Annotated in this window: 21 protein-coding genes; 16 read left to right on the forward strand and 5 right to left on the reverse strand. The window is 56.1% G+C overall.

The window, feature by feature from the left end:
* Window positions 1-252 precede the first annotated feature (252 nt).
* From HZI36_RS00655 to HZI36_RS00720, 14 genes are all read left to right on the forward strand, one after another.
* Window positions 253-2847: a portal protein gene (locus HZI36_RS00655; protein WP_179400682.1), complete on the forward strand. Its 2595-nt coding sequence runs from the start codon at window positions 253-255 to the stop codon at window positions 2845-2847.
* A 14-nt stretch (window positions 2848-2861) separates the two neighbouring features.
* A complete protein-coding gene (locus HZI36_RS00660) occupies window positions 2862-3128 on the forward strand; it encodes a hypothetical protein (RefSeq protein WP_179400683.1) in 267 nt (88 codons plus the stop codon).
* Complete coding sequence (locus tag HZI36_RS00665; protein WP_179400684.1) at window positions 3129-3593, forward strand: hypothetical protein; 465 nt, start codon at window positions 3129-3131, stop codon at window positions 3591-3593.
* A 32-nt stretch (window positions 3594-3625) separates the two neighbouring features.
* Complete coding sequence (locus tag HZI36_RS00670; RefSeq protein WP_179400685.1) at window positions 3626-4240, forward strand: phage adaptor protein; 615 nt, start codon at window positions 3626-3628, stop codon at window positions 4238-4240.
* Window positions 4240-5979 (forward strand): hypothetical protein, encoded by a 1740-nt coding sequence (locus HZI36_RS00675; RefSeq protein ID WP_179400686.1) that lies wholly within the window; start codon window positions 4240-4242, stop codon window positions 5977-5979. Before HZI36_RS00670 ends, HZI36_RS00675 begins: the two co-directional genes overlap by 1 nt.
* Window positions 5980-6585: 606 nt before the next feature.
* Window positions 6586-8214 (forward strand): hypothetical protein, encoded by a 1629-nt coding sequence (locus HZI36_RS00680; RefSeq protein WP_179400687.1) that lies wholly within the window; start codon window positions 6586-6588, stop codon window positions 8212-8214.
* An 8-nt stretch (window positions 8215-8222) separates the two neighbouring features.
* The gene (locus HZI36_RS00685; protein WP_179400688.1) at window positions 8223-11246 is read left to right on the forward strand and encodes a glucosaminidase domain-containing protein; all 3024 of its coding nucleotides are present in this window, start codon (window positions 8223-8225) and stop codon (window positions 11244-11246) included.
* 47 nt (window positions 11247-11293) lie between these two features.
* Complete coding sequence (locus tag HZI36_RS00690) at window positions 11294-12319, forward strand: hypothetical protein (protein WP_179400689.1); 1026 nt, start codon at window positions 11294-11296, stop codon at window positions 12317-12319.
* Window positions 12320-12331: 12 nt separating this feature from the next.
* Complete coding sequence (locus HZI36_RS00695; RefSeq protein ID WP_179400690.1) at window positions 12332-13147, forward strand: hypothetical protein; 816 nt, start codon at window positions 12332-12334, stop codon at window positions 13145-13147.
* Window positions 13148-13156: 9 nt separating this feature from the next.
* Window positions 13157-14290, forward strand: a complete 1134-nt coding sequence (locus HZI36_RS00700) for a hypothetical protein (protein WP_179400691.1) — start codon at window positions 13157-13159, stop codon at window positions 14288-14290.
* A gap of 140 nt (window positions 14291-14430) precedes the next feature.
* A complete protein-coding gene (locus HZI36_RS00705) occupies window positions 14431-15174 on the forward strand; it encodes a hypothetical protein (RefSeq protein WP_179400692.1) in 744 nt (247 codons plus the stop codon).
* Window positions 15175-15375: 201 nt separating this feature from the next.
* Window positions 15376-15858 (forward strand): hypothetical protein, encoded by a 483-nt coding sequence (locus tag HZI36_RS00710; protein ID WP_179400693.1) that lies wholly within the window; start codon window positions 15376-15378, stop codon window positions 15856-15858.
* Between the two features lie 17 nt (window positions 15859-15875).
* A complete protein-coding gene (locus HZI36_RS00715; RefSeq protein ID WP_179400694.1) occupies window positions 15876-16133 on the forward strand; it encodes a hypothetical protein in 258 nt (85 codons plus the stop codon).
* A gap of 34 nt (window positions 16134-16167) precedes the next feature.
* Window positions 16168-16407 (forward strand): hypothetical protein, encoded by a 240-nt coding sequence (locus HZI36_RS00720; protein ID WP_179400695.1) that lies wholly within the window; start codon window positions 16168-16170, stop codon window positions 16405-16407.
* Window positions 16408-16839: 432 nt separating this feature from the next.
* On the opposite strand, the gene HZI36_RS00725 is transcribed toward HZI36_RS00720, so the two are convergent.
* The 3 genes from HZI36_RS00725 to HZI36_RS00735 form a co-directional block, all read right to left on the reverse strand.
* Entirely contained in the window at window positions 16840-17652 is an 813-nt protein-coding gene (locus tag HZI36_RS00725) for a BPSS1780 family membrane protein (protein WP_179400696.1), read from the reverse strand.
* On the reverse strand, window positions 17643-18641 hold the full coding sequence (locus HZI36_RS00730; protein WP_179400697.1) for a homoserine kinase: 999 nt from the start codon (window positions 18639-18641) through the stop codon (window positions 17643-17645). The genes HZI36_RS00725 and HZI36_RS00730 overlap by 10 nt, the downstream gene beginning before the upstream one ends.
* Before the next feature lie 102 nt (window positions 18642-18743).
* A complete protein-coding gene (locus HZI36_RS00735; protein WP_179400698.1) occupies window positions 18744-19154 on the reverse strand; it encodes a hypothetical protein in 411 nt (136 codons plus the stop codon).
* 131 nt (window positions 19155-19285) lie between these two features.
* On the opposite strand from HZI36_RS00735, the gene HZI36_RS00740 reads away from it, so the two are divergent.
* Window positions 19286-20812 carry an AMP nucleosidase gene (locus tag HZI36_RS00740; RefSeq protein ID WP_179400699.1) on the forward strand — a complete coding sequence of 509 codons (1527 nt, stop codon included), beginning with the start codon at window positions 19286-19288 and terminating at the stop codon, window positions 20810-20812.
* A gap of 126 nt (window positions 20813-20938) precedes the next feature.
* Here the strand turns inward: HZI36_RS00740 and HZI36_RS00745 are convergent, their stop codons facing one another.
* Both HZI36_RS00745 and HZI36_RS00750 read right to left on the reverse strand, forming a co-directional pair.
* A complete protein-coding gene (locus HZI36_RS00745; protein ID WP_179400700.1) occupies window positions 20939-21163 on the reverse strand; it encodes a hypothetical protein in 225 nt (74 codons plus the stop codon).
* A gap of 417 nt (window positions 21164-21580) precedes the next feature.
* Window positions 21581-22336 (reverse strand): LOG family protein, encoded by a 756-nt coding sequence (locus tag HZI36_RS00750; RefSeq protein ID WP_179400701.1) that lies wholly within the window; start codon window positions 22334-22336, stop codon window positions 21581-21583.
* Between the two features lies 1 nt (window position 22337).
* Here HZI36_RS00750 and polA point away from each other — a divergent pair, with 1 nt between their 5' ends.
* Entirely contained in the window at window positions 22338-25091 is a 2754-nt protein-coding gene (gene polA, locus HZI36_RS00755; RefSeq protein WP_179400702.1) for a DNA polymerase I, read from the forward strand.
* Window positions 25092-25095 lie beyond the last annotated feature (4 nt).

The raw sequence follows: 25095 nt of genomic DNA on the forward strand, positions 1-25095 counted from the left end.
TCTGGCAAGCTGCTATGGGAGGTGTACCGCATGTTTGGGTACCACGACTTGAAGCAGGGGAAGCCAAAGGGATGGGAAAAGCACATAGTTGCTGTCTTTGATAGTGAGCGGGAGTGCAGCAAGTACGAAACTGAGGTCATACGAGCAGAGCGACCCAACGAGCTTTGTTTGAACTGCAATGGTTCGGGAAAACTAACGCGTTAACTGGTGTCATCATCTAACTAAATATAGGTACTGTAAAGGTACCTATAAATGGCCAAAAGAAAGAACCCATTATTGCCACCAACGGAAGACAACGATCCGATCTTCCAAGACAAGACAAACAAGTACGAGCAGCAGCTACAGCAAATGCAGCAGTTGTTGCCGGGCTTGACGCCACAGGATGACAAGACGGCTATCGACGTAGAGGCACAGAAGGTCGGTGAAGACGGCCCTATGTCTGACGAAGAACTGCTTGGCATCATCCACGTACGTGAGAACCGAGCACGTTCTCACATGCAAGACCAGATCTCTATTCGCGCTGCTGTATCAAACGAATACTACCTCGCACAACCAGCTGGCATCTTTGCGGCACCTGAAACCGGCGGTCGTTCCAATTACGTTGATACCTCTGTAGCAGATACGATCAACTGGCTGCTACCACCATTGCTAGATGTGTTTTGCGGCACTGATGATGTTTGTAGCTTTAGTGCTCGCAGTCCTGCGCAAGAGAAGTCCGCAGAGATGACCACAGCGATGGTCAATCATGTATGGCGCAAGCAGGGCGGTTACAAAGTTGCTCGTACATGGATTCACGACGCACTGATGCAACCGGGCGGCATTGTCAAAGTGTATTGGGAGCCAGATACCGAAGTAAAGACTACCACTTACAGAGGTTTGACGGACTTACAGTTTGGCGCGTTAGCAGTTGCGGCAGATGCGGGTGAGTTGGCGATCAAAGCGCACAAGATGCGTGAGAACCCAGCATTCGATGCGCTAACAACATTGCAGCATGGGTTGAGCATTGCGAACGCAGTAGCGACAGGCCAACAACCGCAGCTAGTAGCTCCACAAGTACAACAGGCAGCTAATGCAGCACAGCAAGGCCAGAATCCCCTGCAAGCTGCTCAAAGCATCCAAGTAGACCCCACAGACGTATCAGCGAGTTCAATGCTGCATGACGTCAAGGTATCGATTGAGCCCGACAGCAAAAGCAACAGCAAGGGCAAGATCAAGATCGATAACATTCCGCTGGAAGAGTTTTACTTCGATAACCAAGTGCCGAGTTTAGAGCATGCGGATTACGTTGCACATGCGAAGAAAGTAACTGCATCGGATCTGCGAGCAATGGACTTTGACCCAGACCAGATCGACCGCATTACAGACATGGAGTTTGATCCACAAATGTCTTTGACGTATGAGACAAGACATGAACTGGATTCAACTTATGCATGGACGTATCAGCACGACGAAGTAGACCCTTCAATGCGACGCATTTTGATCATTGAATCTTACATGAAGGTGGACTACGACAGAGACGGTCTGGCTGAGTGGCGCAAGGTCATTACATGCGGTAGCGAGATCCTGCTGAACGAGGCATGCGACGGTCATCCGTTCATCATGCTCGTGTCCAACCCATTGCCACATTTGGCATTTGGTCAATCAGTTGCAGAACAAGCACAGCAGATCCAGCTTAACCAAACACAGATTTACCGTGCACTGATCGACAACATCAGCTACGGCGCTAACGCACAGGTATATGCAGTAGAAGGCGAGGTCAACGTTGACGACCTCTTGGACAGCAAGCCAGGCGGTATTGTGCGCGTCAAGAAGCCTGAGTCGGTGGGTATCTTGTCAACTGGTAGCGGAGATGTAGCTGCTGTTACTACGTTGCTTGAGGCATTCGACACCGTTAAGCAGGAGCGCACAGGCGTACAAAAGCTGACGCAAGGTAGTGACGCGGACATTCTGAACCAGACTGCTAGCGGCTACAGCATGATGACAGAACGTGCTGAGCAACGTATCAAGCTTATGGCACGCGAGTTTGCCGAGAACGGCTTCAAACCGTTAGCACTGCGTATTCAGAAGCTATTGGCGCAGTACCAAAACGAATACATGCAGATCCGATTGAACGGCCAAATTATGCAAGCTGACCCGATGGATGCATGTAACCAGTACGACGTGGATATTCGTGTTGCATTGGGTACTGGTGACAGAGCACGTGAAATTGCTTACCTGCAACAGATTATGGGTATGCAGCAGCTTGCGTTGGAGCAGGGCACAGGCATGGTCAACTTGAACCATATGTACAACACGGTAGAGAAGTTAGTACGAGCTATGGGCTTCCCAAATACAGAGGAGTTTGTAGCAAAGCCACCTTCACCAATGCCACAGCCCCCACAGCCACAGATTCCGCCGCAAGATCAAATCAAGCTGCAGATTGCACAGCAGCAGGCGCAGAACGAAGCACAACAGCAGCAACGTCAAGCCGAACTGGATGCAATGAAGTTACAAGCGCAGCAAGCCAACGACACAAAGCAAGCGCAACTGGACTTCCAGCGTGAGATGGCAAAGCTTCAGATGCAGCAAAAGATCGAGCTTGAGAAGCTGTACCTGCAAGCAGCAATTCAACGCGAACAAGCAGCTCTGCAAGCAATGGTCAAACCAGCGGATGAGCAAGCCATGTTCAACGAGACGTTTAAAAGCACTACTGACTCAATGAACGCCGCAGTTGCAAAGATCAGCATGCATGCAAGTGGTGACTACGCAAACCTGCTCAATGCGATTACTAACGCACCAGAGCCACAGGCACCAAAGATGCCACGCAACCCAAATGCACCGGACGAACCAGAGCCGATGCCAGCTTAAAAGGACAATAGAAGATGGAACGCAAACCAAAATCACCAACAGAGTACGACTTTCAGATTGCAAAGGGTAACGAAGCAAATCTAATCCTCAACAACCAAATGCTTAACGATGTACTGGCAAAGATCGAGTCGAATGCAGTTGCTCGCATGATCGACAGCTTGGACCCACTGCAACGAGAAAGTGAGTGGCACAAAGTACGTGCTATCCGCGACTTGAAGGCCGAGCTGCAAAGCATTGCAAACAGCGGAAAGATTGCTGCAAAGCGCAAGGAGCTGAAGTAAATGAGCAACAAGTTTTTTGCAAGTGGCAGCAATGCAACGTTTGATCTTAGCGGCGTGAAGAAGCCAGCAGAGCAGTTGGACCTAAGCGCAGATGCGGGTGTCAAGGAAACCACGTTCGGTAACAAGTTCGACGACAAGCCTTGGAGCAAGACAGAGTTTATTGTCGATAACGACGTAACTGGCGAGAACATCACCGTAGCACATACGGTTGATCTGGGCGATTCCGTGCAGTACGCGCAGGACTGGAGTAAGAACCTCGACAGCATCAGTTCATACGGTGAAGAGATGCGTCCGTTGATGAATATTCCAGGTATTGTCATCGAGCAGTATTGCATTAGACGTGGCGTTAGCTGGCGTGAGTTTTGGAGTGCGGAGTCCAACGGTGTGCATTTGCGCGCTATCTTGACAGATCCCGATCTAAGCTACTTCCGTTTGCGCTCGTACAACAGCAAGACAAAGAAGTAAGCAGTACAACAATAACAAAAAGAGGCATTTGAATGTCCGGTTTAAGTTTCGATTCATATGATGACCTGCAAGCTACGATTGCTGCGTACCTACAGCGTACCAATCTGACTGCACAGATTCCTGTTTTCATCCAGCTAGCAGAGGTGAAGCTGAGAGCGACCATCGACACGATGGAAGCGCAGTTCACCAATGACTGGCTCATTCAACCTGCACAGGGTTCGAACGTTGTAGCGCTGCCAACGGACTGTGCCTCTATTGCTAACGTTATATACGGCTGCAAGAAGCTGGAGTACACGTCTGTCGAGAATTTGAGTACAGATCCACAGCGATATGGGCGTGGTGAGTGGAGCACGTTGGGTAACAACTTGTACCTGCAAACATACGTTGACGGCGTCAAGCTGCTTGTCGTCAATTACTTTCGCACAATACAACCACTAAGCGAAGCTAACCCATCTAACTGGTTGCTGGAAGACTGGCCGAACGTCTATTTGTATGCGGTGTTGGTGGAAGCTGCCAAGTACCTGATGGATGACGAGCGCTTGCCAATGTGGTCGGAGGAGCTGGAAAGCGCGGTGTTGGATATGAAGGAATCCGACAAGATCGCACGCTACCCAGCACGTAGTAAGTTGCAAATGAGGGTTCGATAATGGCAACAATGCTTGATATTGAACCACAAAAGCTAATCGGTTTTGCACCTGACCTGAACCCTAGCACACCGGGCGTTTTTCAAAGCTGTAACAACGTCGTACCTACACTGATCGGCTTCAAAAGTGCTGCCAGTCCTGTTAATGCAGGTCTCCCAGCATTGTCAAGTGCATCAATGGGTGGAGCGCTCATTCTCAATTTGAATGGCACTGCACGCATGTTTGTAGGTACTGCCGGTGCTTTGTACGAAGACGTAAGCGGTGCTTGGGTAAACCAGTCTGCGTCAGGCGGCTATGCGTTGGCTACTGACGGTAAGTGGCGCTTTGCCTCAACGGGTAACGTCTCGCTTGCTGTCAACGGCGCATCTCAAATGCAGTGCTCGCAGAATGGTGCCTTTACTGCTGTACCTGTTTCAGTCTCAGCCATAAACGTGGTTACGGGGGGAGCAGGCTACACGTCAGCACCTACAGTCACCATCTCAGCACCAGACGTTTCCACGGGCATCCAAGCAACTGCAACAGCAGTCATTTCAGGCGGGGTAGTTACCGCGATCGTTATTTCTAATGCTGGTAGCGGCTACCTCAAGGCGCCAACGATCACGCTGACAGGTGGGGGTTACACAACAATCGGTACTGCGACACCAGTTCTGTATCAGTCTCCAGTAGGCGAGGTCGTATTTGTTGCGAACGGCCAAGTGTTTGTGTGCAATTGCTCGCAGCCAGCAGCCGTAGCAGGTGGTGACTTCTGGTATTGCTCGGGATCGTATGACTACACGCAATGGAACTACACCAACATGCAAACGCTGTCAGCATACGGACAGTTGATCGATACACCGGGTCCAATTACAGGTGGTGGATCGCTTGGTGCCAATGCCATCTTGTTCAAGAAGAACAGCATGTATCTGGGCACGCAGACAGGTTATCCGGTGGGCTGGGACTTCCAAGCGGTAAGCAAGACAATTGGTGCGTTAAACCACGAATGTATCGTATCTACCAACAATACGCTGTACTTTATTGGGCCGGATGACTTCTACGCATACCAGGGATACGGCTTGCCTGTGCCAATTGGTGAGAACGTGCGTCGCTGGTTCTTTGCTACGTTGAATCCAAATTATGTTGGCAACATTAGTTCGTACTACGATCAAACTAACCGTGTCATTTACTGGGCGTTCCCCTCCAACAACTCGCTAAACGGAGAGATCGATACTTGCCTAACCTACAACTGGTCAACAGGTACGTGGGGCATGATGAACGTACCAATGCAGGGGTTTGTGACGATCCTCAACGGGGAGCTAACGTACAACAGCATGGGCACGGAGTGGAGTACCTACAATAGCTTGCCAAACATTAGCTATAACTCGTCGTTCTGGATCAATTTCCTGCTGACTCCAGGCTACATCGATACAACTAACACGCTGCAAGCGCTATCAGGCACGTCAACTGGCGCGACGATTACAACTAACGCATTTGGTGATATCCGCTACTACTCGTCCATGCAGCAGTTCTTTATCACATTCAAGCAGGAACCGGCATCGGGTACAGCAATATGGCAGGGCAAGACAACATTGGGCAGTAGTGACCCTTCGATCATTGCTAGTGCAACAGTAGGCGGTTTGGTGCTTTCTGATAGCCGTATTGACGTAGACCAGTCCGATAGATGGCATCAGCTAATGATGACCTTTACAGGCGACTTCGAAGTAATGGAGTGGGTGCCTACCATGATCAGACAGGGGCGCAACTAATGGGCAAGATAAGCTTAATCCAGCTGCCAACAATCACAACAAACATCGATGGCAAGACAGTAACGTATGCAGATACAAACCAGTTGCAGTTGATCTTGAACCAGCTAGGCACACAGCTAAACTCGGTCAGTTCAGGTGCTATCTCGGGTACGTGGAATGCAGCAGTACAACCACCTACGGCACTTGCTGGTGTCACGTCAAACCCCACAGGTGCAGTACCCGGCATTACGTACGGCGTTGGAGACCAGATACGTAACAGCGCTCCAGTTGTACTAACTGCATCTGATGGAAAGCAATACATCACAATTGGTTGGATCTGTACGAAGGCAGGCAACGCAGGAACGGCTAACCCTCCTGTGTTTCAACCTATCAACAGCATCTTGAACCCGTAGTGCCGTGCTCGAATATGCTCGATGGTGCTCACGCCATGCTCGATTCGTGCTCGACGCGAAATCGCTGGAAGCTAGATGGGACGAGGGATTGCCCGATTCGCCGTGCTCAAATGCTCGATTTCTATCAATTCCGCTGCCAGCGGGAAAATGGCGTAGTGTGCAGCGTTAATGGATGCCATGCCGCTATAAATAACAAGAATAACAAGGATGATTCATGGCTAGTCTTCTAGATTTACTGGGTCTGCCAAGTTCAGCTGGTATGCCATCGAGCATGACCGATGAGGACTTGCAGAACCTACAGCAAAACCAAACACCATTTTCGACGCTGTTCGGCCTTAATCCATCAGCATATCGAGATGTGGCTTCCGATGCCGCCTCAGATGCTACGAGCAAACCCGATCCAAACTACGATACCGATACTACGACACCAACTGGTGTTTCTCAAGGCAGTCCAGATGTCACAGTAAATGACGACGGCACAAGCACTGATCAAACACCAGCAGCAAGTGCTGCCCAAAGCGACAGCAGCAGTGCAAGTGATAGCACGCCAGCTAGCAGCAATACACCAACAAGCAGCACATCAGGCACGACTGCACAGAGCGCCCAACCTGGCTTCATGTCCAAGCTCTTTTCCGCTACAGAGAATCCAAATGTTTCCATGGCTCTTATGAATGCTGGTTTTAGCATGATGGCTAACTCGCGCTATGGTACACCATGGTGGTCAGCGATTGGTTCAGGCGCGCAAACAGGCATGCAGACGTATGAGCAGTTGAAGCAGCAGCAGATTCAGAATGCAATGAGCATGTATGCGGCACAGCGCCAAACTGCATTGGATCAAGCGGATATTACCGCGAAGAACGCAACTTCAGCGGCAACACAGCAAGCAACTGCAAACAGAGCCAACTTCCAGAAGTATCTCGGAAGCAACCCTGCGAATGTTACACCACAAAGCATTTTGTCGAACGGTGGTAGTGCGGATGACATTAAGTCGCTGTTTCCAACCATGCAAACTGTCACTGGTGACGACGGTACTGTTTATTCTTTCAATCCGCAAGGTGGTGGGCTTACTAAGATCGGTCAAACTGTTAAGACACAGGCGACACCAGCAGGTACTGTTATTAATCAGGTCCAGCCGGGTCAAAACGGCAGTCCTGCTCAAGTAACGCCTGTATCCAACGTGTCGTTGACACCAGATCAGCAAAAGCAAGTCCAAACATACTCTGACAATGCTGTCGCTGCAAAACAGCAAGCGGATCAACTTGGCACTTACATGCAGGTCGTCAATGACCCGCAGTATCAGGCAGCACAAGCTAGCGGTTTGCCAGGGAAGATGCAAGCGTACCTGCGTTCTAAGGGTCTTACCTCCGACCCGTCGCAAGTTATTGCCCAAACAATGACAAATGCCCAGTTGGCTAACGCATACGGTTCTATTGAGAAGTCAGGTGTGTCACGTCTGGATCAGAAGACGCAAGAAGCGATTATTAACGGTCAGATCAATTGGAATTCCGCAGATCCGAAGACACGAGCCGCAATCGCGCAGGACATGTACAACCTAAAGATGAACGAGTACAACCTAAACTACCGTTCTGCTCAGTGGGATGGTGCCGGTTTGGGAAATTCGGTAGGTCCACAGGTTACATTGAAAGATGGAACTGTTGTTCCGGCGGGTACTAATCGTACTGACTTCGTTGGTGCTAAGAGCCAAGTCAGCAATCCTATGCAAGCAGGCAAGCCAGCAACTCAGTACACGCAAGCAAGTTCTTTACAGTACCTTGTTGATCAAGCACGTTCAGGTAATGCGAAAGCACAGCAAATCTTGGCCGCAAATAACTACAAATACTAAGGTCACGTATGGCAGATACATCTACACCGTCAATTGACCAACTTGCTTCCATTGCGTTCCCTAACGCTAGCTCAAGTTCATACTACACACCAAGCAGCTTCGCGCAGACATACGGACAAGCTGCGCAATCTGCTGGGCAGCAATTGGGTGTTGATCCAAGCATCATTCTGGGTCACTGGGGACAGGAAACAGGCTGGGGTAAGTCCGTTATACCCGGCACAAATAATTTGGGCAATATCAAAGATCCACGCGGACAGGGACCAACTGCAACCGACAATGCAACAGGTTCAACGGACAGCTACCAGTCGTATCAAAACCCGCAGCAGTTTGCGAACAGCTATGCTAGCTTCGTAAAGAGCAACTATCCGAAAGCAGTTAATGCAGGTACGAACGCGAATGCTTTCTTTGGTGGTCTTCAAGCAGGTGGCTATGCGCAAGACCCAAAGTATGTTTCAAAGGGCGTGGCAGCGACTAATACCGTAGCTAAGGCACCGGGCTTTTTGCAAACTATCGGCAACGCGGCAGCAAGCGCGATCTCCGGTACTGCAAATGCTGCTGAACCGGATCTAGACCAACTAGCCGCCATTGCTTTTCCCAACAGCAGTGCCGGTACAACTCAGACCGCGCAACAGCAGCCACAAAGTGCTAACTCGACGGGTTCTTTCTGGAGTGACGTGGGGCAAGGTATCAACACTGGTGTCAATGGGGTAGTAAATGCGGTGTCACACCCAATCGATACAGCTACCAGCATCTACAACGGCGTTAAGGGCAATCTTTCGCAGGCAGTACAGAACCCTGGTGCTTATGCGAAGGGTATCGGCGCATCTCTGGTCAACAACATTGAGAATGGTATTGCAGCACAAGCAAATGCGAGTCCGTTTGCTTCTCAGCAACAGCAACAAGCGTTGCAACAAGACGCCACTAACCGAAACATCACAGCAGGTACGGCTAATCCTAACGCGTTTAATGCTGGTCAATCTGCAGGTAACTTCGCACAGAACGCTGCGCTAGCTGTAGCTGCTCCTGAAGCTTGGGGCGTGCCGGGGCTTGCTGGTAAGGCGGTTCTAGGGGCAGGTGTTCAAACAGGTGCTAGTGCTCTGCAAAACGGAGCAACAGGCGGTCAGGCATTGGGCCAAGCATTGGTAGGCAGTGCTGCTGCTGCGCCTGTAGCGGGTGCTGGCAGTTTGGTTGGGAAGGCCATCGGCAAAACCGCAGGAACAGTTGCAGGCGCTACGAGTGCAGATGCGCAAGCGGCAAAAGGGGCTGCACAAGCGGCAGTGCAAGCTAATGGCTTCTCCTCAAGTGACTTGAATATCGCGCAGAAGCTAGCAGCACGTATCGACCAAACATCTGGTGTTACTGGTCAAGGCGTCGATGACGTAGCTAACGAGTTGACAGCTAAGGCGCAAAACCAAGTGCCGGGTTATCAGCCCACAGCAGCGGAAAGCACTGTCAACCCTGTTATTCAAAGTGCGCAACGTGGTCTAGAGAACCAGCATATGGAAGGGCTGGATACTCGCGCTGAACAGAATGCAGACGCAAACACAGCACATATCCAAAACCAAGCTGCACCAGACAGTACGATCTCTGACTTGCAGAACCAAACTGGCGACACACCAATGCAAAACTTGGTCGACCAATGGAATAACGTCAAAGGTACGCCAGAGCAATCAGCTAACTTGGAACTGCAACGTATTATCGATTCACGTCCGATGTATCAGCAGGTGTTCGACCAGGCCAGTGCGATCCCAGTAGAAGGCGACTTGGAAAAGATCCTGAATACGCCAGCAGGGAAGATCGCAGTTGGAAATACGGAGAAGTTCAGAGCTAACAGCTTGAACGATACACCGATGATCAACGACGGTGCAATCCAGCCGCAGGACTTGAACCAAGTAAAGATCGAGATGGACAACCTCATTAGCCGTATGAGCAATCCTGCGGATACTGAGGCAAACGCTTTGAAGTTCCAGAAGAACGCAATCATTGGCTTGCGCAATCGACTGGATGGCATCCTTGATGTCAACGTACCCGGATTTTCTACTGCGAACAAGGTCTACCAGACAGCGACGGAACAGATGCAAGCTAGTCGTTTCCTGACCGATCCGCAGATGACAGACGCGTTCGGCAACATGAACTTGAACCGCTTGAAGGCGCTGAACGATTCAATTCAAGCAGGGCAAGCTAATAACGATCCGTTCGACCCAGCTAAGCTAGTGTCACCGGCAAAGGTCAACCAATTGCAACAGATGCAAAAGGACTTGGCTGCGCTGAAACAGGCAAAGGGCACCGTCGGAACTTCGCCTGATGGGCAACTGTCAGTCAACAGTGCTTCGAATCCAGCTGCATTTAACCAGTACGGTAATTACTTGCGAGGTCAAGGCCAAGGTGACGTCGCGGATGCAATGCAGCAGTTAGCACAGCACCAAAACTACGGAAAGATACTCGATAAGATTGATGCACGACAAAGCAATTCACCAGCTTGGAATGACGTTGCAAAGATCAATCAGCAAGACGGACTGTACACACCAGAGCAAACACAAGCGTTGCAAGGCGTGCGTCAGAATCTGATCAACAGTGATTCATACAAGTACAAAAACATCAAGGGCAGTCCTACTACAAACAAGCAAGCTGACATTCAAAACGTCAACGAGTTAGTAGGCAAGACTGGTGTCGGCAAGTACATCAGTAGCGCAGAAGGTGAGCGCGCAATGCGTATGGCTGCTGATGGTGCAATCGGTGCTGCACACGTACATGGTCTAGGTGCTATTGGCGTGGGTTGGGGTTTGGACAAGGGCGTTAGCTGGGTTGCAAACAAAGTGGGTGCATCAGCGCAGCAGGCAAATACTCAGTCGCTTGAGCACTTGATGCTCAATCCTGATCGCCTTGCAGAAGCACTGAAAGTCGGCAAGCAAATGAATGACGCTGCTGCTAGTAAGGCTGCAACAGGTGCGAAGTTTAATAAGCTGATTGGGCAGACAACAAGAGGTGGATTGTTGGGCGGAATATCTGGATCGCGTACGCCACAGCCATAAATAAGCAGTAGTGCTTCCAGACAAGAAAAATAATAAAAAGGAAGAGTATGTCAATTTTCGTATTTGCGAAGAAAGCGCGCGGTCACATGATCGCAATGGGTAGCGGTGGTGGAAGTGGTGGGAACAGCACTACAACCACAGAACTGCCCAGCTATGCGCAACCTGCAGCACAAAACATTCTGAGCACAGGAACGCAGCTAAGTCAGCAGCAAGTGCCGCAGTACACAGGCCAAACATATGCCGGCATGAATGGCACGCAGTCAGGTGCTATCAACGGCATGACTAACTTGGCTAATACCGGTGGTGTTGGTGGTTCTGTTTCAGGTGCTGTCTCAGGCATGGCGAACAACGGCGGCAACAGCTACGGCTATGTCAACTCGCCAATGGCATCTGCATCGCAGAACCCATACGCCAGTATGAGCAATCCGTACTTGGCACAAGAAGTAAGCGCAGCAAACCAGCAAACAACAAACGCGTTCAACCAGAATGCGATGAACCTCAATAGTCAGTTTTCTGGATCAGGGGCATACGGCGGTTCCGCATATCAAAACGCGATGAACCAGCAGAACCAGACACTTGGGACTGCACTTGCTAACAACAGCGCGAATATCTACGGAAACGCCTACAACACGGCAGCAAACGCAGCGAGCGTCAACGCGGAGCTGGGAACGCAAGCAAACTTAGCAAACGCATCCAACTACCTCAACGCGCAGAGCCTGAATTCAAACAACTACAACACGGCTCAAAATCGTGTGTTGAGTGCAGGCGCACTTGCACCAAGTTTAGATAGCGATACGTTGAACCAGTTGAATGCTCAGTACACCGGCGGGACAGCACAGCAGACGAACGCTCAAAACGCAGACAACGCGGCCTATCAGCAATGGTATCAAGGCGCTATGTCTCCATACGAGCAACTTGGTATTCAAGAAAGCGCTTTGTCTGGTGCATTGGGTAATGGCGCACAAGGGATTTCGTCTACAAGCCAGTCAGCTAACCCGCTGGGTGCAATCGCAGGTTTGGGCGTCTCAGGGATGGGCTTGCTCGGCTCCCTGTCGTCATCAGGCTACCTATAAGGAGAACTATAAATGTCGGTGCCAACCAGTATTAGTCAATTAAACACAACAGCAAGCTTGAACTCTCCAGCGGGTACGGAGCCAATCGGCAACAACTTGTCTTTGTACTTGAATGCAGCGTTTGCGTTCATTGCTCAGCTTGCTAACGGATCAGCGCTTACACAATCTCAAGCTCTGAACATGAACAGCTACCAGATCAACAACGTTGCAGCGGGCGTAGCAAACACAGATGCGGTCATCGTGAGTCAGTTGAAGTCCCTGATTCCCGTTGGTACGGTCATGATGTGGTCAGGTGCAATAGCGAATATCCCTTCTGTATGGGGTTCGGACTGGGCATTGTGTAACGGCCAAAACGGCACACCCAATTTGATGGACAAGTTCGTCGTTGGTGCAGGTAACTTGTATGCGCCGGGTGCAACGGGTGGTTCTACAAGCGTTACGCTGTCTGCTTCAAACATGCCTGTTCACAATCACGGGGTGAATGATCCAACGCACAACCACTACGTCAACGATCCAACGCACAACCACTATGTCAATGACCCACAGCACGCGCATAGCTACCCACCAGGTGGTTGGGGCCAAGCAGGTCAAGATAACGGCGGTATCTCAGGTACTAGCGCGCCTAATCAGTATGGCACGTTCAACCGCGGAATCATGAACACAAACGCAAGCGGCACAGGTATTTGGTTGAATGCAAGCGGTACAGGTATTTGGTTGAATGGTAGTGGAACGGGTATCAGTATTCAAAATGCAGGCGCTGGACAGCCATTTACCGTAACCCCACCGTATTACGCATTGTGCTACGTGTGCAAAATTTCTTCCAACTGATGAGGTAGTATGAGTACATCAGCTATGGAAGGGATTGGGCTTGGAGCAGGTGCAATCGGTTTAGGATTGCTAACTGGTGGTGTGGGTGATGCCGCATTGGCAGGTGGAGCAGCAGCAGCGGATGCAGGCGCTACGGGGGCAATCGGTGCAGGAGCAGCGGGCGCAGCAGATGCCGGTACAGCAGCAGCGATCGGTGCAGGTGCAGCCGACGTGGGCACAGCAGCAGGACTCGGTAGTGGTTTGCTTGCAGGAACAGCAGGTACAGCGCTTGGTTCAGGTGCTTTAGCTGCTAGTCTTGCCGCTCCGACTGTTGCGGGCGCAAGTGGTGCATTGGGTGCAGCAGCTGGATCAGGTCTAGCAGGATATGAAGCAGCGACTGGTTTATCGGGCCTTGGTAGCTCTGCCGCAAATACAGCAGCTAGCACAAGCGGCTTGTTGGCTAGAGGCATGGGCGCTGGCAATGCAATTGGCAACAGTATTGGTGCAGGTGCGGGTCAAGCTGGCTTAGGCATTCAAGGTGCAATCAACGGAGCAGGTCTATACGGCGATGCAGGTCTCACAAATGGCGTAGGCGTCGGGGCAACTGGCTTGAACCCGGCAATGAGTAATCTAGCTGGTAGCTTGGGCGCGTCTCCAACAGGTCTTTACTCGGGTCTATTGCCGGGTGGAGGCATGACAGGCACTGCGTCTGGTGCGCTTGGTGGTGGTCTGTCAGGTGCAACGGCAGGGGGCGACTCATTGGGTACTGTATCGATGGGCGGTCTTGCAAACAGTCCGTATATGAAGCTGCTCATGGGTGCAGCACGTACGGGCACGACCGCCATGAACGCATCAAACGGAATGTCAGGTGGGCAAGCACCAAATGCCCCTATGGTTGGTGGGGGTGTGCATCACTCAGGCAGTACAGCGGGCTTTGTTCCGCAACCTCTGCCGAGCATGGCTAGCCCAAATTTGTATGAGCAGATGCCGGGTGCGAATGCGTTGCCCACAAACAACAGCTACAGCACTCTGCTCAGTACGATGCTGAACAACTCGGTAGCAAATCCCGAAGCGGCAATGCTTGCGGGACAATACGGGGCTACTGGCATACCGGGATACGGTACTAGTATCAATCCTTCTAGTCTGATGCCCGGCTTGTATTGAATTTCGCAATTTGGCAACCGCTTTTCGGTCGCACATAGCAATGCAATCGTCGACAGCGCGCTGCTAGAAGTAGGAAATTTCTCCTAATATGGCTGCTAGCAGCGCATCTCCCTCCTAAACTCCACTAGAAATTGCGCAAAATGTTTCGGGTCGCAGGGCAAGAGCAGGCAAACGCCGCTAACATTGCAGCCCAGTTCAGTTTGGAGTTCAACGAAGTGAAACAGAGCAGTAGTGGTTATCGCAAGACGTTCGACAATATGTGCGATGGGTTTTTGAGAATGGCGGCCAACACATACCAAGCCTGCACGGGTAAGGATGAGTTCGATTTCTTGGATACCGTCTACTACCCACTTTTGCGGCAACACGAGCTTGACCCCAGAGCAATGCAACGGGAATATTTGAAGAACAAGCGGCCCGATTACATGGATACCTTCCGATTGGCTTGCGCATACAGATCGGCAGCAACCCATGCATTCAATAGTGGTGATGGCGGCACGGCTTGGACGTTCCTTTGTCGGGCCAACTACTATCTCGGTCGGACCCAAACGCGAGCAATGCAACCGGTTGTAGTTGCTCGACAGGTAGGTAAGGAGCTTCGGACCAAGATCTCGGACAGAACGAGAGCAGGTGGTGATGCGAAGAACATCGCCCGCAATCTCGCAGTGCAGCGTGCCCGTCAGCTAGTGGCAGCCAGTCCGAACCTGTACAGCAGTGCAAGTCAAGCCGCTGGCAAGCTACAGGACCAGATCAACAGCTACATACAGGCAATCTACGACGACAAGGCCCAGCGGGAGCAGTACGGAATCCAATCAAAGCCCCAAAAGTTTGCCAGCAGTACGATCCGTAGGTGGTTTGACGGCATCGACTTCAAGAGCAAGCAGTAGCAAGCAGATAGTTGGCAGGTGCTAGCACTGTTCCTAGCCAACAGTATCTGGCGTCAATAGAATTCATTCCATCGAATCAACGACGCAATAACTGATTCGAAACAGCAGCAAAATCCATCCGCAGTTAAACGTACTGACCAGACGTGGCCAAGCCAACGACTGCGGATTAACTCACGCTCAATTTTTATTACGGGGAATTTTATGCAAAAGCAATTCACGACGGCTGGTATCGCAATGCAGCTCACTATGACGAAGGCAGAATACGACGCTCATATTAAGACGCTCGAAGCCTTTGCTCAGAAATTCGAACTGCAATCGCCGAAGGTTATTGCGCTCAAGCAGCAGGGGTTCAATCCTGAAACTGGTGAGGTCGTCGAAATCGAAGGCTACGATGCAGTGTCCGGTTATATCGTGAAACTGGAGATGGCTAACGTGCAGCAATACAACTCAATTCGCGAATTCGATAAACCGCAGGTTCAAACGTCTGCTAAGGGTGGTGGCAAAGGATATCCCGAGGCAGTGAAAGCTAAGGCCAAACACCTGCTCCTTGTTGAGCAAAAGACGGTCGATGAGGCGGTTGCCTTGTTGAAGGGCGACGACGGCGAGGGACCGGGCAAAAGCACGCTCATGAACTGGAAGAAGGCATGGCTTGCTGAAGCTACGGTGTCGCAGCAATCGGCCTAATAACGAGGGGAGACAGTATGACTACTTGGAACGAAGCGCCGTGCCGTAGCGGTGTGGCATTGAAAACTACGATTCAGGGTTATTCTATTGCTGACGCGCTGCGCAATTCGATTAATGCGTGGCTCGAACAAGTGTACGGCAGTTGGGATAATGCGGATACCGCGGGTGCGTCGTCATTGCTCCGCATGCTCACTAAATCTGAATTTGAGCTGACTGTGTATTTGGCTGACGACTTCGCTATCGTGGATTTCAAGCAGAAGTTCGGATGGGGCTGAAGGGCAGGTAAATACTCCAGATAGGAGGGTGGCTATGAATATTACTGTAGCTGATTATCTGGAAGCATTTGACGAGCTTAACGAACGGGATACGTTCGAGTGCTGTGACATTGGTTCCGGTTGCATTATCTGTTTGCACGAGGAGCTAGACGACGACAGCATCGAAATTATTCCGTTCGACAATAACGGCATCTCGGTTGGAGTGGTAGTAGAGATCGAGTCTCTTGCTATCACCAATATGATCTTGAGGGCAGTACGAAATACGAATTATTAGACGGACGCCATGCTCGACTGGTGCTTGATTTATGCTCGATTTTCGAGGTCAAGCACGGCTTGGAAGCCTTATGGGACGGGGGTTACAGCCATTTCTATGCTCAAATGCTCGATTCTTGTATTTCTGGTGCCAGAGCGTTTCCGCAGTCTGCCCCACATACCCAGTACGGTCCTAGCGTCAAACAGGCTGGGGAAGGCGTGCCAGATGCGGCAAGATGTCGCACCCGCACAATGTACACAGGTACGCGGGACTTGATGTGCCGCCTGCCACATGTAGACTAGACGCTGTACTGCTCTAAGTGCCAGATTCCACTAGGTGCTTGTCCCTAAGAGGATTTGCACAAACTGACCTAGCGGAACCTGGTGCAAACGCGGTGCAAACGGCGAGGAATTTTGACCAAACTTTGTACTAACCAGTTACTTTTCAACGATGCTAAGTCTTTGATTCTTCGGGGGAATTTTTTTCCTGCACGCCGTAGCAGCCGCGATAGGTCGCGTAGAACGAGCAATACAGCATCGTGAGGATGACGATCGTGGCCAGCATCATGACCGCGACCGCGCCCGTATTCATGTCCGCGCCGAGCGCCTGCAGCAGCAGCGACAGCGTGACCGACGTGCCGATCGCGACGCCGAACCAAAGCAGCCCGTACACGAGGAACGCGCCGCGATTGCGCCAGCAGCTGACGATGCTGAAGAACAGCGCCTTGACGGGCGGAATGTCGTGCCACGCGGTGAGCACCGGCGCGAACCAGAACAGCATCGAGACCGGCACGTACAGCGCGGTCGCGACCAGCAGCGCGCCGATGCCGTTCATGCCTTGCGCGGCGAGCGCATCCGGCGTCGCGTTGCTGCCGGCGCCCATCATCATGCCGAACAGCACGCCGCCGTCCAGCAGCGCCGACGCGGCGAACACCAGCCCCATCGCCGCGACGTAGAGCGCGCCGAGCACGAACAGACGCTGCGTCGTGACCTGGCCGTACGAGCGGAAGCCGTCGACGAGGATCGTCGGCATCACCGGCTTGCCGGCGACGGCGTCGCGGCATGCGGCCATGAAGCCGACCGCGACGCCCGGGATGAACAGCAACGGCAGCGCCGCGCCGATCACCGGCACCAGCGACACGAGCATGATCGCGAGCAGGTACGTGAAGAACAGCGTGACGAACGCGAGCGGATTTCGGCGAAACAGCCAGATTCCCTGACGGAACCAGACATAGCCCGCCTTCGCGGGCACTTCGATCAGTTGCATGCGGTGTGAGTCTCGGGAAGCGCGCTCGCATGGGCGATGCGTTCGCGCAGAATGCGTTCGAAATGGCCCGGATCGTGCGGCTTCAGCATCTCGGCCGCGCGCGGCAGGTGGAAGTCGTACAGGCGCGACACCCAGAAGCGGTACGCGCCCGCGCGCAGCATGTCGTTCCAGTGATGCCGTTCCTCGGGCGTGAACGGTCGCACCGTCTGATAGGCGCGCAGCAGCGCGTCGGCGCGCGCGGCGTCGAGCGTGCCCGTCGCGAGGTCGACGCACCAGTCGTTGACGGTCACCGCGACGTCGAACAGCCACTTGTCGCAACCGGCGAAGTAGAAGTCGAAGAAGCCGCCGAGCCGCACGCTGTGGCCGGTGCCGGGCGCCGCATGCGCGAACAGCACGTTGTCGCGGAACAGGTCGCAGTGGCACGGGCCGCCGGGCAGCGCCGCGTAATCGTCCGTCGCGAACAAGCGCGCCTGGTGCGCGAGCTCGTGCTCGAGCAGCGCGCGCTGCGCATCGGAGAGGAACGGCACGATCGCCGGCACGTTTTCCTGCCACCACGGCAGGCTGCGCAGGTTCGGCTGGTATCGCGGATAGTCGCGGCCCGCGAGGTGCATGCGCGCGAGCATCTGGCCGACCTCGATGCAGTGCTCGACGCCGGGCGCGAGCTCGGCCGAGCCGTCGAGCTTCGTGACGATCGCGGCCGGCTTGCCGTGCAGCTCGCCGAACAGTGCGCCGTCGTCGCGCGGCACCGGGTCCGGCACCGGCACGCCGTGCGCGGCAAGATGACGCATCAGGTCGAGATAGAACGGCAGCTGCTCCGCCGTCAGCTTTTCGAAGATCGTGAGGACGTATTCGCCGCGCGTCGTCGTCAGGAAGAAGTTGCTGTTCTCGATGCCGGACGGAATGCCGCGAAACGCGACGACGTCGCCCAGATCGTAATGGCGCATCCAGTGCGCGAGATCGGAATCGGTGACAGCTGTGAAAACGGCCATGCGAGGAACGTCGGGTCAGGTTGGCTGGCACGCGTGCGCGTGCGTCGCAAAAAGGGGCGGGCGGAAAAACGGCGCGCCGCGCGTCGTGGCGCGCGGCGGACGTCAGTACCGCAGGTTGAGCGACGGCAGCCGAGTGATCGGCACGCCCGCGTCGTGCGGCTTCGGCGACGTGTCCGGCGATGCGCTCATCTGATAGCGCGTGCCGAAGTTCGATTTCACGTCGATTTCGACCGGCTTGCCGCGATCGCGGTATTCGGTGACTTCGGTGCCGTTGCGGCTGACGGTGTGGAAGCTCGGCGTGCGCCGGACGTCGGCGAAATCGACCTTCGACGTGACGCGCGCGGCGGGCCGGTTGATCTTCGTGAGGTCGGGCAGGCCGGCGGCTTCGTTGGCGGCGGCCTGAGCCCGCGCTTCGGCGCTCGGCGCGTCGGCGTCCGGGCCATCGCCGGCGGCATGGGCGACGCCGGCCATGGCGAGCGCGGCGGCAGCGGCAACGAGAATGAGCGGCTTCATTGTGACTCTCCCAATTAACCGTTCAATTTTAGCAAATCCTCGGCATCGGCCGTCTGTCCAACGCGGACCGTGCGATCGGCGGGCTGTCAAGGTTCCGTGGTAATGTCGACTGATCCTACAGGGTGACGAACATGAAGAACGATCTGAGCCGCAGGCACCGGACACAGACCCCGGAATGCCCGCCCGTCGAAGCCTTCGACGATCCTGTCGCCGCCGTCGCGCGGCTGTCGGCGATCTACGAAGCGAACACCGGCTTCCTGCGCGACGCATTCGCGCGCTATCGCCGCCACGAGCCGTTCGCCGAGCGCGTGCGCGCATGCTATCCGTTCGTGCGGGTCCGCACCGACGTCAACACCCACGTCGATTCGCGCCGTTCGTACGGCTTCGTCGCGGGCCCGGGCGTGTTCGAGACGACGGTTACGCGTCCGGATCTGTTCGCCAACTATTACCGCGAGCAGTTGCGCCTGCTCGCGAAGAATCATCAAGTCCAGATCGAGATCGGCGTGTCGTCGCAGCCGATTCCGGTTCATTTCGCGTTTCCGGAGGGTATCCATCTCGAAGGCGAGCTCGACCGCGGCCGCCTGATGGTGATGCGCGACGTGTTCGACACGCCCGATCTCGCGTATCTCGACGACCGCATCGTCAACGGCACGTACGAGCCGGCGCCCGGCGAGCCGCATCCGCTCGCGCTGTTCACGGCGGCGCGCGTCGACTTCTCGCTGCACCGGCTGCGCCATTACACGGCGACGTCGCCGACGCACTTCCAGAACTACGTGCTGTACACGAACTACCAGTTCTACATCGACGAGTTCGTGAAGCTTGGCCGCACGATGATGATGGAGAGCGACGATCCCGCGGTGCGCGCGTATCGCAGCGAATACAGCGCGTTCGTCGAGCCCGGCGACGTCGTGACCTACAACGAGAATCTCGGCAGCGAGCCGGCCGAAGGCGCGGCGCCGCCGCGTTTGCCGCAGATGCCCGCATACCATCTGAAGCGCGCGGACGGCAGCGGGATCACGATGATCAACATCGGCGTCGGCCCGTCGAACGCGAAGACGATCACCGATCACATCGCGGTGTTGCGTCCGCATGCGTGGGTGATGCTCGGCCACTGCGCGGGCCTGCGCAACACGCAGCACCTGGGCGACTACGTGCTCGCGCACGGCTACGTCCGCGAGGATCACGTGCTCGACGCGGATCTGCCGTTGTGGGTGCCGATCCCGGCGCTCGCCGAAGTGCAGGTCGCACTCGAGCGCGCGGTCGCGCAGGTCACGCAGCTCGACGGCGCGGAGCTCAAGCGCGTGATGCGCACGGGCACGGTCGCGAGCGTCGACAACCGCAACTGGGAGCTGCGCGATCATCGCGAGCCGGTGCAGCGTCTGTCGCAGAGCCGCGCGATCGCGCTCGACATGGAGAGCGCGACGATCGCCGCGAACGGCTTCCGCTTTCGCGTGCCGTACGGCACGCTGCTCTGCGTGTCGGACAAGCCGCTGCACGGCGAGCTGAAGCTGCCCGGCATGGCCGATCAGTTCTATCGCGCGCAGGTCGACCAGCATCTGCAGATCGGCGTGCGCGCGATGGAGATCCTGCGTACGAACGGCCTCGACCGGCTCCACAGTCGCAAGCTGCGCAGCTTCGCCGAGGTGGCGTTCCAGTAAGCGCTTTCCTGAAACGACGAGGCCGCCCGTGCGCCGAAGCGCGACGGGCGGCCTTGCCATTGATCCGTGAATTCGATCCGTGAATTTGATTCGTGAATTTGATCCGTGTTATGCGGCGCGCGGTGCTCAGCACTCGTTGTGTCGATGACGCTCGGGCGTGCAGTGATGCTTGAGGTCGCGTTGATGCGCTTCCCAGTCGCGGCGCGTCCAGTCGCGATGGCCGTCCCAGTAGCGGTCCCCGTGCCAGCCGGCCGCCTGGCCGGGCGGGACGCTGTAGGTGTCGGCGTGCGCGAGGCCGGTCGCGGCGATACCGGCGCCGGCGAGAACGAGTGCGAGCAACGTGCGTTTCATGGTCTTCTCCGTGGGGGCAAGGGAAGCATCGGCGCGGCGACCTGGACGAGCGGCCCGAGCCGTCCGGGTGCGCATCGGCATCGCGTGATGCAGGCGCAGTGTGCCGGTTCGGCGCGGCGGGCGCGAGCGGGATGTATTACGACGGATTCGACCGGCGGGCGGCGATGCGGATGAAGCCGGCGTCGCATTTGACAATCGCCGGCGCGCCGGTGGTGTTGCCGCGCGCGCGATGCGCGGGCATTTGACAAACGGCGGGCAAACGGCGCTGCGCGCTTTTAATACGCCGTTACAAAGACGGCGTCGGCCGCGTGTTGCGACGCAGCGCGACGCAGCGCGCCTCAGTGCAACGCGACGCCGCGCAACACGCGGTGCGGCACATGCCGACCGCGCGTTTTTCGCGCGGTCCTACACGCGGTCCTACAGATAGAACATCCGGTCTTCTTCCGGGCGCTGCGGATGCGTTTCCTCGCCTTCCTCTTCCTCGCCGCGATCCTCGTAGAACGCCATCACCGCGTCGAGCACCTGGTCCGGATCGTCGATCACCTGCATCAGGTCCATGTCTTCCGCGTTGATCAGGCCCATCGGAATCAGCTGATCGCGGAACCACTGCAGCAGCCCCTGCCAGAACGTGCTGCCGACGAGGATGATCGGCACGAGACGCGACTTCTTCGTCTGGATCAGCGTGAGCACTTCGGACAACTCGTCGAGCGTGCCGAAGCCGCCCGGCATCACGATCACCGCGTCCGAATTCTTGACGAACGTGACCTTGCGCGTGAAGAAGTGGCGAAAGCGCAGCGAGATGTCCTGATAGTGATTGCCGGCCTGCTCGTGCGGCAGCTCGATGTTGAGGCCGACCGACGGCGCCTTGCCCGCGTGCGCGCCCTTGTTCGCGGCTTCCATGATGCCGGGGCCGCCGCCCGAGATCACCGCGAAGCCGGCGTCGGACAGTTTGCGCGCGATCTGCACCGCGAGCTTGTAATGCGGCGAATCCGGTTTCAGGCGGGCGGAACCGTAGATGCTGACGGCCGGGCGGATCTCGGACAGGTACTCGGTCGCCTCGATAAACTCTGCCATAATCGTGAACATCTGCCACGACGCGCGCGCCTTCTTGGCGGTCGCGCGCTCTTGATCTGCGAGCGAACGCAGACTCGGAATCACTTTTCTCTTGTCCATAATGCCTGAAGAACGAAATCTGGAAGGTAAGACCCTGCTATTGGTTGACGGTTCGAGCTATCTGTATCGGGCTTACCATGCGATGCCTGATCTGCGCGGCCCTGGCGGGGAGCCGACCGGAGCGCTCTACGGAATCATCAACATGCTGCGCCGTATGCGCAAGGAAGTCAGTGCAGAGTATAGCGCGTGCGTGTTCGATGCGAAGGGCAAGACGTTCCGCGATGATCTGTATCCCGAATACAAGGCGCAACGCCCGTCGATGCCGCCCGATCTCGCGCTGCAGATCGAGCCGATTCACGGCGCGGTGCGTGCGCTCGGCTGGCCGCTGTTGATGGTCGAAGGCGTCGAGGCCGACGACGTGATCGGCACGCTCGCGAAGGAGGCGGAGCGGCACGGCATGAAGGTGATCGTGTCGACCGGCGACAAGGATCTCGCGCAGCTCGTCACCGGTGCCGTCACGCTGATCAACACGATGACCGACGAGACGCTCGATCGCGATGCCGTGATCGCGAAGTTCGGCGTGCCGCCGGAGCGGATCGTCGATTACCTGACGCTGATCGGCGATGCGGTCGACAACGTGCCGGGCGTCGAGAAGTGCGGGCCGAAGACGGCCGTGAAATGGCTGTCGCAGTACGACAGCCTCGACGGCGTGATCGAGCATGCGGGCGAGATCAAGGGTGTCGTCGGCGACAACCTGCGCCGCGCGCTCGACTTCCTGCCGCTCGGCCGCCAGCTCGTCACGATCGAGACCGCGTGCGATCTCGCGCCGCATCTCGAGTCGATCGAAGCGTCGCTCGCGAGCGGCGGCGAAGCGCGCGAGCCGCTGCGCGACATCTTTGCCCGCTACGGCTTCAAGACCTGGCTTCGCGAGATCGACAGCGCGAGTGTCGAACGCGCGGACGAGCCGGCGGCGGCCAACGGCGAACCCGCGCCGGTCGTGCAGACGGTCGAGCGCGAGTACGACACGATCCAGACCTGGCCGCAGTTCGACACGTGGATGAAGACAATCGAGCACGCGCCGCTGACCGCGTTCGACACCGAGACGACGTCGCTCGATCCGATGGTCGCGCGGCTCGTCGGCCTGTCGTTCTCGGTCGAGCCGGGGCGCGCCGCGTATCTGCCGGTCGCGCATCGCGGGCCCGACATGCCGGAGCAGTTGCCGATCGACGAGGTGCTCGCGCGCCTGAAGCCGTGGCTCGAATCGGCCGCGCACAAGAAGGTCGGCCAGCACATGAAGTACGACGCGCAGGTGCTCGCGAACTACGGGATCGAGATGAACGGGATCGAGCACGACACGCTGCTCGAATCGTACGTGCTCGAATCGCACCGGCCGCACGACATGGACAGCCTCGCGCTGCGCCACCTCGGCGTGAAGACGATCAAGTACGAGGATGTCGCGGGCAAGGGCGCGCAGCAGATCGGCTTCGACGAGGTGCCGCTGCCGCAGGCCGTCGAGTATTCGGCGGAGGACGCCGACATCACGCTGCAGCTCCATCGCGCGCTGTACCCGCAGGTCGCGCGCGAACCGGGCCTCGAGCGCGTGTATCGCGAGATCGAGATGCCGGTGTCGATCGTGCTGCGCAAAATCGAACGAACGGGCGTGCTGATCGACACGGCGCGTCTCGACGCGCAGAGCGCCGAGATCGCGAAGCGGCTCGTCGAGCTCGAAGCGCAGGCATACGAACTCGCGGGCGGCGAATTCAATCTGGGCTCGCCGAAGCAGATCGGGCAGATCTTCTTCGAGAAGCTGCAATTGCCGGTCGTGAAGAAAACGCCGAGCGGCGCGCCGTCGACCGACGAAGAGGTGCTACAGAAGCTCGCCGACGACTATCCGCTGCCGAAGGTGCTGCTCGAGCATCGCGGGCTGTCGAAGCTGAAGTCGACGTACACCGACAAGCTGCCTCGGATGGTCAATGCCGACACCGGCCGCGTGCATACGAACTACGCGCAGGCGGTCGCGGTGACCGGGCGGCTCGCATCGAACGATCCGAATCTTCAGAACATTCCGGTGCGCACGGCCGAGGGCCGGCGGATCCGCGAGGCGTTCATCGCGCGGGAAGGCTGCCGGATCGTGTCCGCCGATTATTCGCAGATCGAACTGCGGATCATGGCGCACATCTCCGGCGACGCGTCGCTGCAGCGCGCGTTCGCGCACGGCGAGGACATCCACCGCGCGACCGCGGCCGAAGTGTTCGGCGTGACGCCGCTCGAGGTGACGTCCGACCAGCGGCGCATCGCGAAAGTGATCAACTTCGGGCTGATCTACGGGATGAGCGCGTTCGGGCTCGCATCGAACCTCGGCATCACGCGCGACGCCGCGAAGCTCTACATCGACCGCTATTTCGCGCGCTATCCGGGCGTCGCGCGGTACATGGAAGAAACGCGCGCGGCCGCGAAGGAGCAGGGCTACGTCGAGACCGTGTTCGGCCGGCGCCTGTGGCTGCCCGAGATCAACGGCGGCAACGGGCCGCGCCGCCAGGCGGCCGAGCGCGCGGCGATCAACGCGCCGATGCAGGGCACGGCCGCGGATCTGATCAAGCTGTCGATGATCGCGGTCGACGACTGGCTGTCCCGGGAACAGCTCGCCTCGCGGATGATCATGCAGGTGCACGATGAACTCGTGCTCGAGGTGCCCGAGCCGGAGCTCGCGCGCGTGCGCGAGAAGCTGCCGGAGATGATGTGCGGCGTCGCGAAGCTCAAGGTGCCGCTCGTCGCCGAGGTCGGCGCGGGCGCGAACTGGGAAGAGGCGCACTGACGGC

This window comes from Burkholderia guangdongensis (genome assembly GCF_013403875.1).
Classification (GTDB): domain Bacteria; phylum Pseudomonadota; class Gammaproteobacteria; order Burkholderiales; family Burkholderiaceae; genus Burkholderia; species Burkholderia guangdongensis.

Bases quoted from the DNA above. Each gene is read 5' to 3' on its own strand.
- HZI36_RS00655 (WP_179400682.1), top strand. From the start codon at position 253: ATGGCCAAAAGAAAGAACCCATTATTGCCACCAACGGAAGACAACGAT.
- HZI36_RS00660 (WP_179400683.1), top strand. From the start codon at position 2,862: ATGGAACGCAAACCAAAATCACCAACAGAGTACGACTTTCAGATTGCA.
- HZI36_RS00665 (WP_179400684.1), top strand. From the start codon at position 3,129: ATGAGCAACAAGTTTTTTGCAAGTGGCAGCAATGCAACGTTTGATCTT.
- HZI36_RS00670 (WP_179400685.1), top strand. From the start codon at position 3,626: ATGTCCGGTTTAAGTTTCGATTCATATGATGACCTGCAAGCTACGATT.
- HZI36_RS00675 (WP_179400686.1), top strand. From the start codon at position 4,240: ATGGCAACAATGCTTGATATTGAACCACAAAAGCTAATCGGTTTTGCA.
- HZI36_RS00680 (WP_179400687.1), top strand. From the start codon at position 6,586: ATGGCTAGTCTTCTAGATTTACTGGGTCTGCCAAGTTCAGCTGGTATG.
- HZI36_RS00685 (WP_179400688.1), top strand. From the start codon at position 8,223: ATGGCAGATACATCTACACCGTCAATTGACCAACTTGCTTCCATTGCG.
- HZI36_RS00690 (WP_179400689.1), top strand. From the start codon at position 11,294: ATGTCAATTTTCGTATTTGCGAAGAAAGCGCGCGGTCACATGATCGCA.
- HZI36_RS00695 (WP_179400690.1), top strand. From the start codon at position 12,332: ATGTCGGTGCCAACCAGTATTAGTCAATTAAACACAACAGCAAGCTTG.
- HZI36_RS00700 (WP_179400691.1), top strand. From the start codon at position 13,157: ATGAGTACATCAGCTATGGAAGGGATTGGGCTTGGAGCAGGTGCAATC.
- HZI36_RS00705 (WP_179400692.1), top strand. From the start codon at position 14,431: ATGTTTCGGGTCGCAGGGCAAGAGCAGGCAAACGCCGCTAACATTGCA.
- HZI36_RS00710 (WP_179400693.1), top strand. From the start codon at position 15,376: ATGCAAAAGCAATTCACGACGGCTGGTATCGCAATGCAGCTCACTATG.
- HZI36_RS00715 (WP_179400694.1), top strand. From the start codon at position 15,876: ATGACTACTTGGAACGAAGCGCCGTGCCGTAGCGGTGTGGCATTGAAA.
- HZI36_RS00720 (WP_179400695.1), top strand. From the start codon at position 16,168: ATGAATATTACTGTAGCTGATTATCTGGAAGCATTTGACGAGCTTAAC.
- HZI36_RS00725 (WP_179400696.1), bottom strand. From the start codon at position 17,652: ATGCAACTGATCGAAGTGCCCGCGAAGGCGGGCTATGTCTGGTTCCGT.
- HZI36_RS00730 (WP_179400697.1), bottom strand. From the start codon at position 18,641: ATGGCCGTTTTCACAGCTGTCACCGATTCCGATCTCGCGCACTGGATG.
- HZI36_RS00735 (WP_179400698.1), bottom strand. From the start codon at position 19,154: ATGAAGCCGCTCATTCTCGTTGCCGCTGCCGCCGCGCTCGCCATGGCC.
- HZI36_RS00740 (WP_179400699.1), top strand. From the start codon at position 19,286: ATGAAGAACGATCTGAGCCGCAGGCACCGGACACAGACCCCGGAATGC.
- HZI36_RS00745 (WP_179400700.1), bottom strand. From the start codon at position 21,163: ATGAAACGCACGTTGCTCGCACTCGTTCTCGCCGGCGCCGGTATCGCC.
- HZI36_RS00750 (WP_179400701.1), bottom strand. From the start codon at position 22,336: ATGGACAAGAGAAAAGTGATTCCGAGTCTGCGTTCGCTCGCAGATCAA.
- polA (WP_179400702.1), top strand. From the start codon at position 22,338: ATGCCTGAAGAACGAAATCTGGAAGGTAAGACCCTGCTATTGGTTGAC.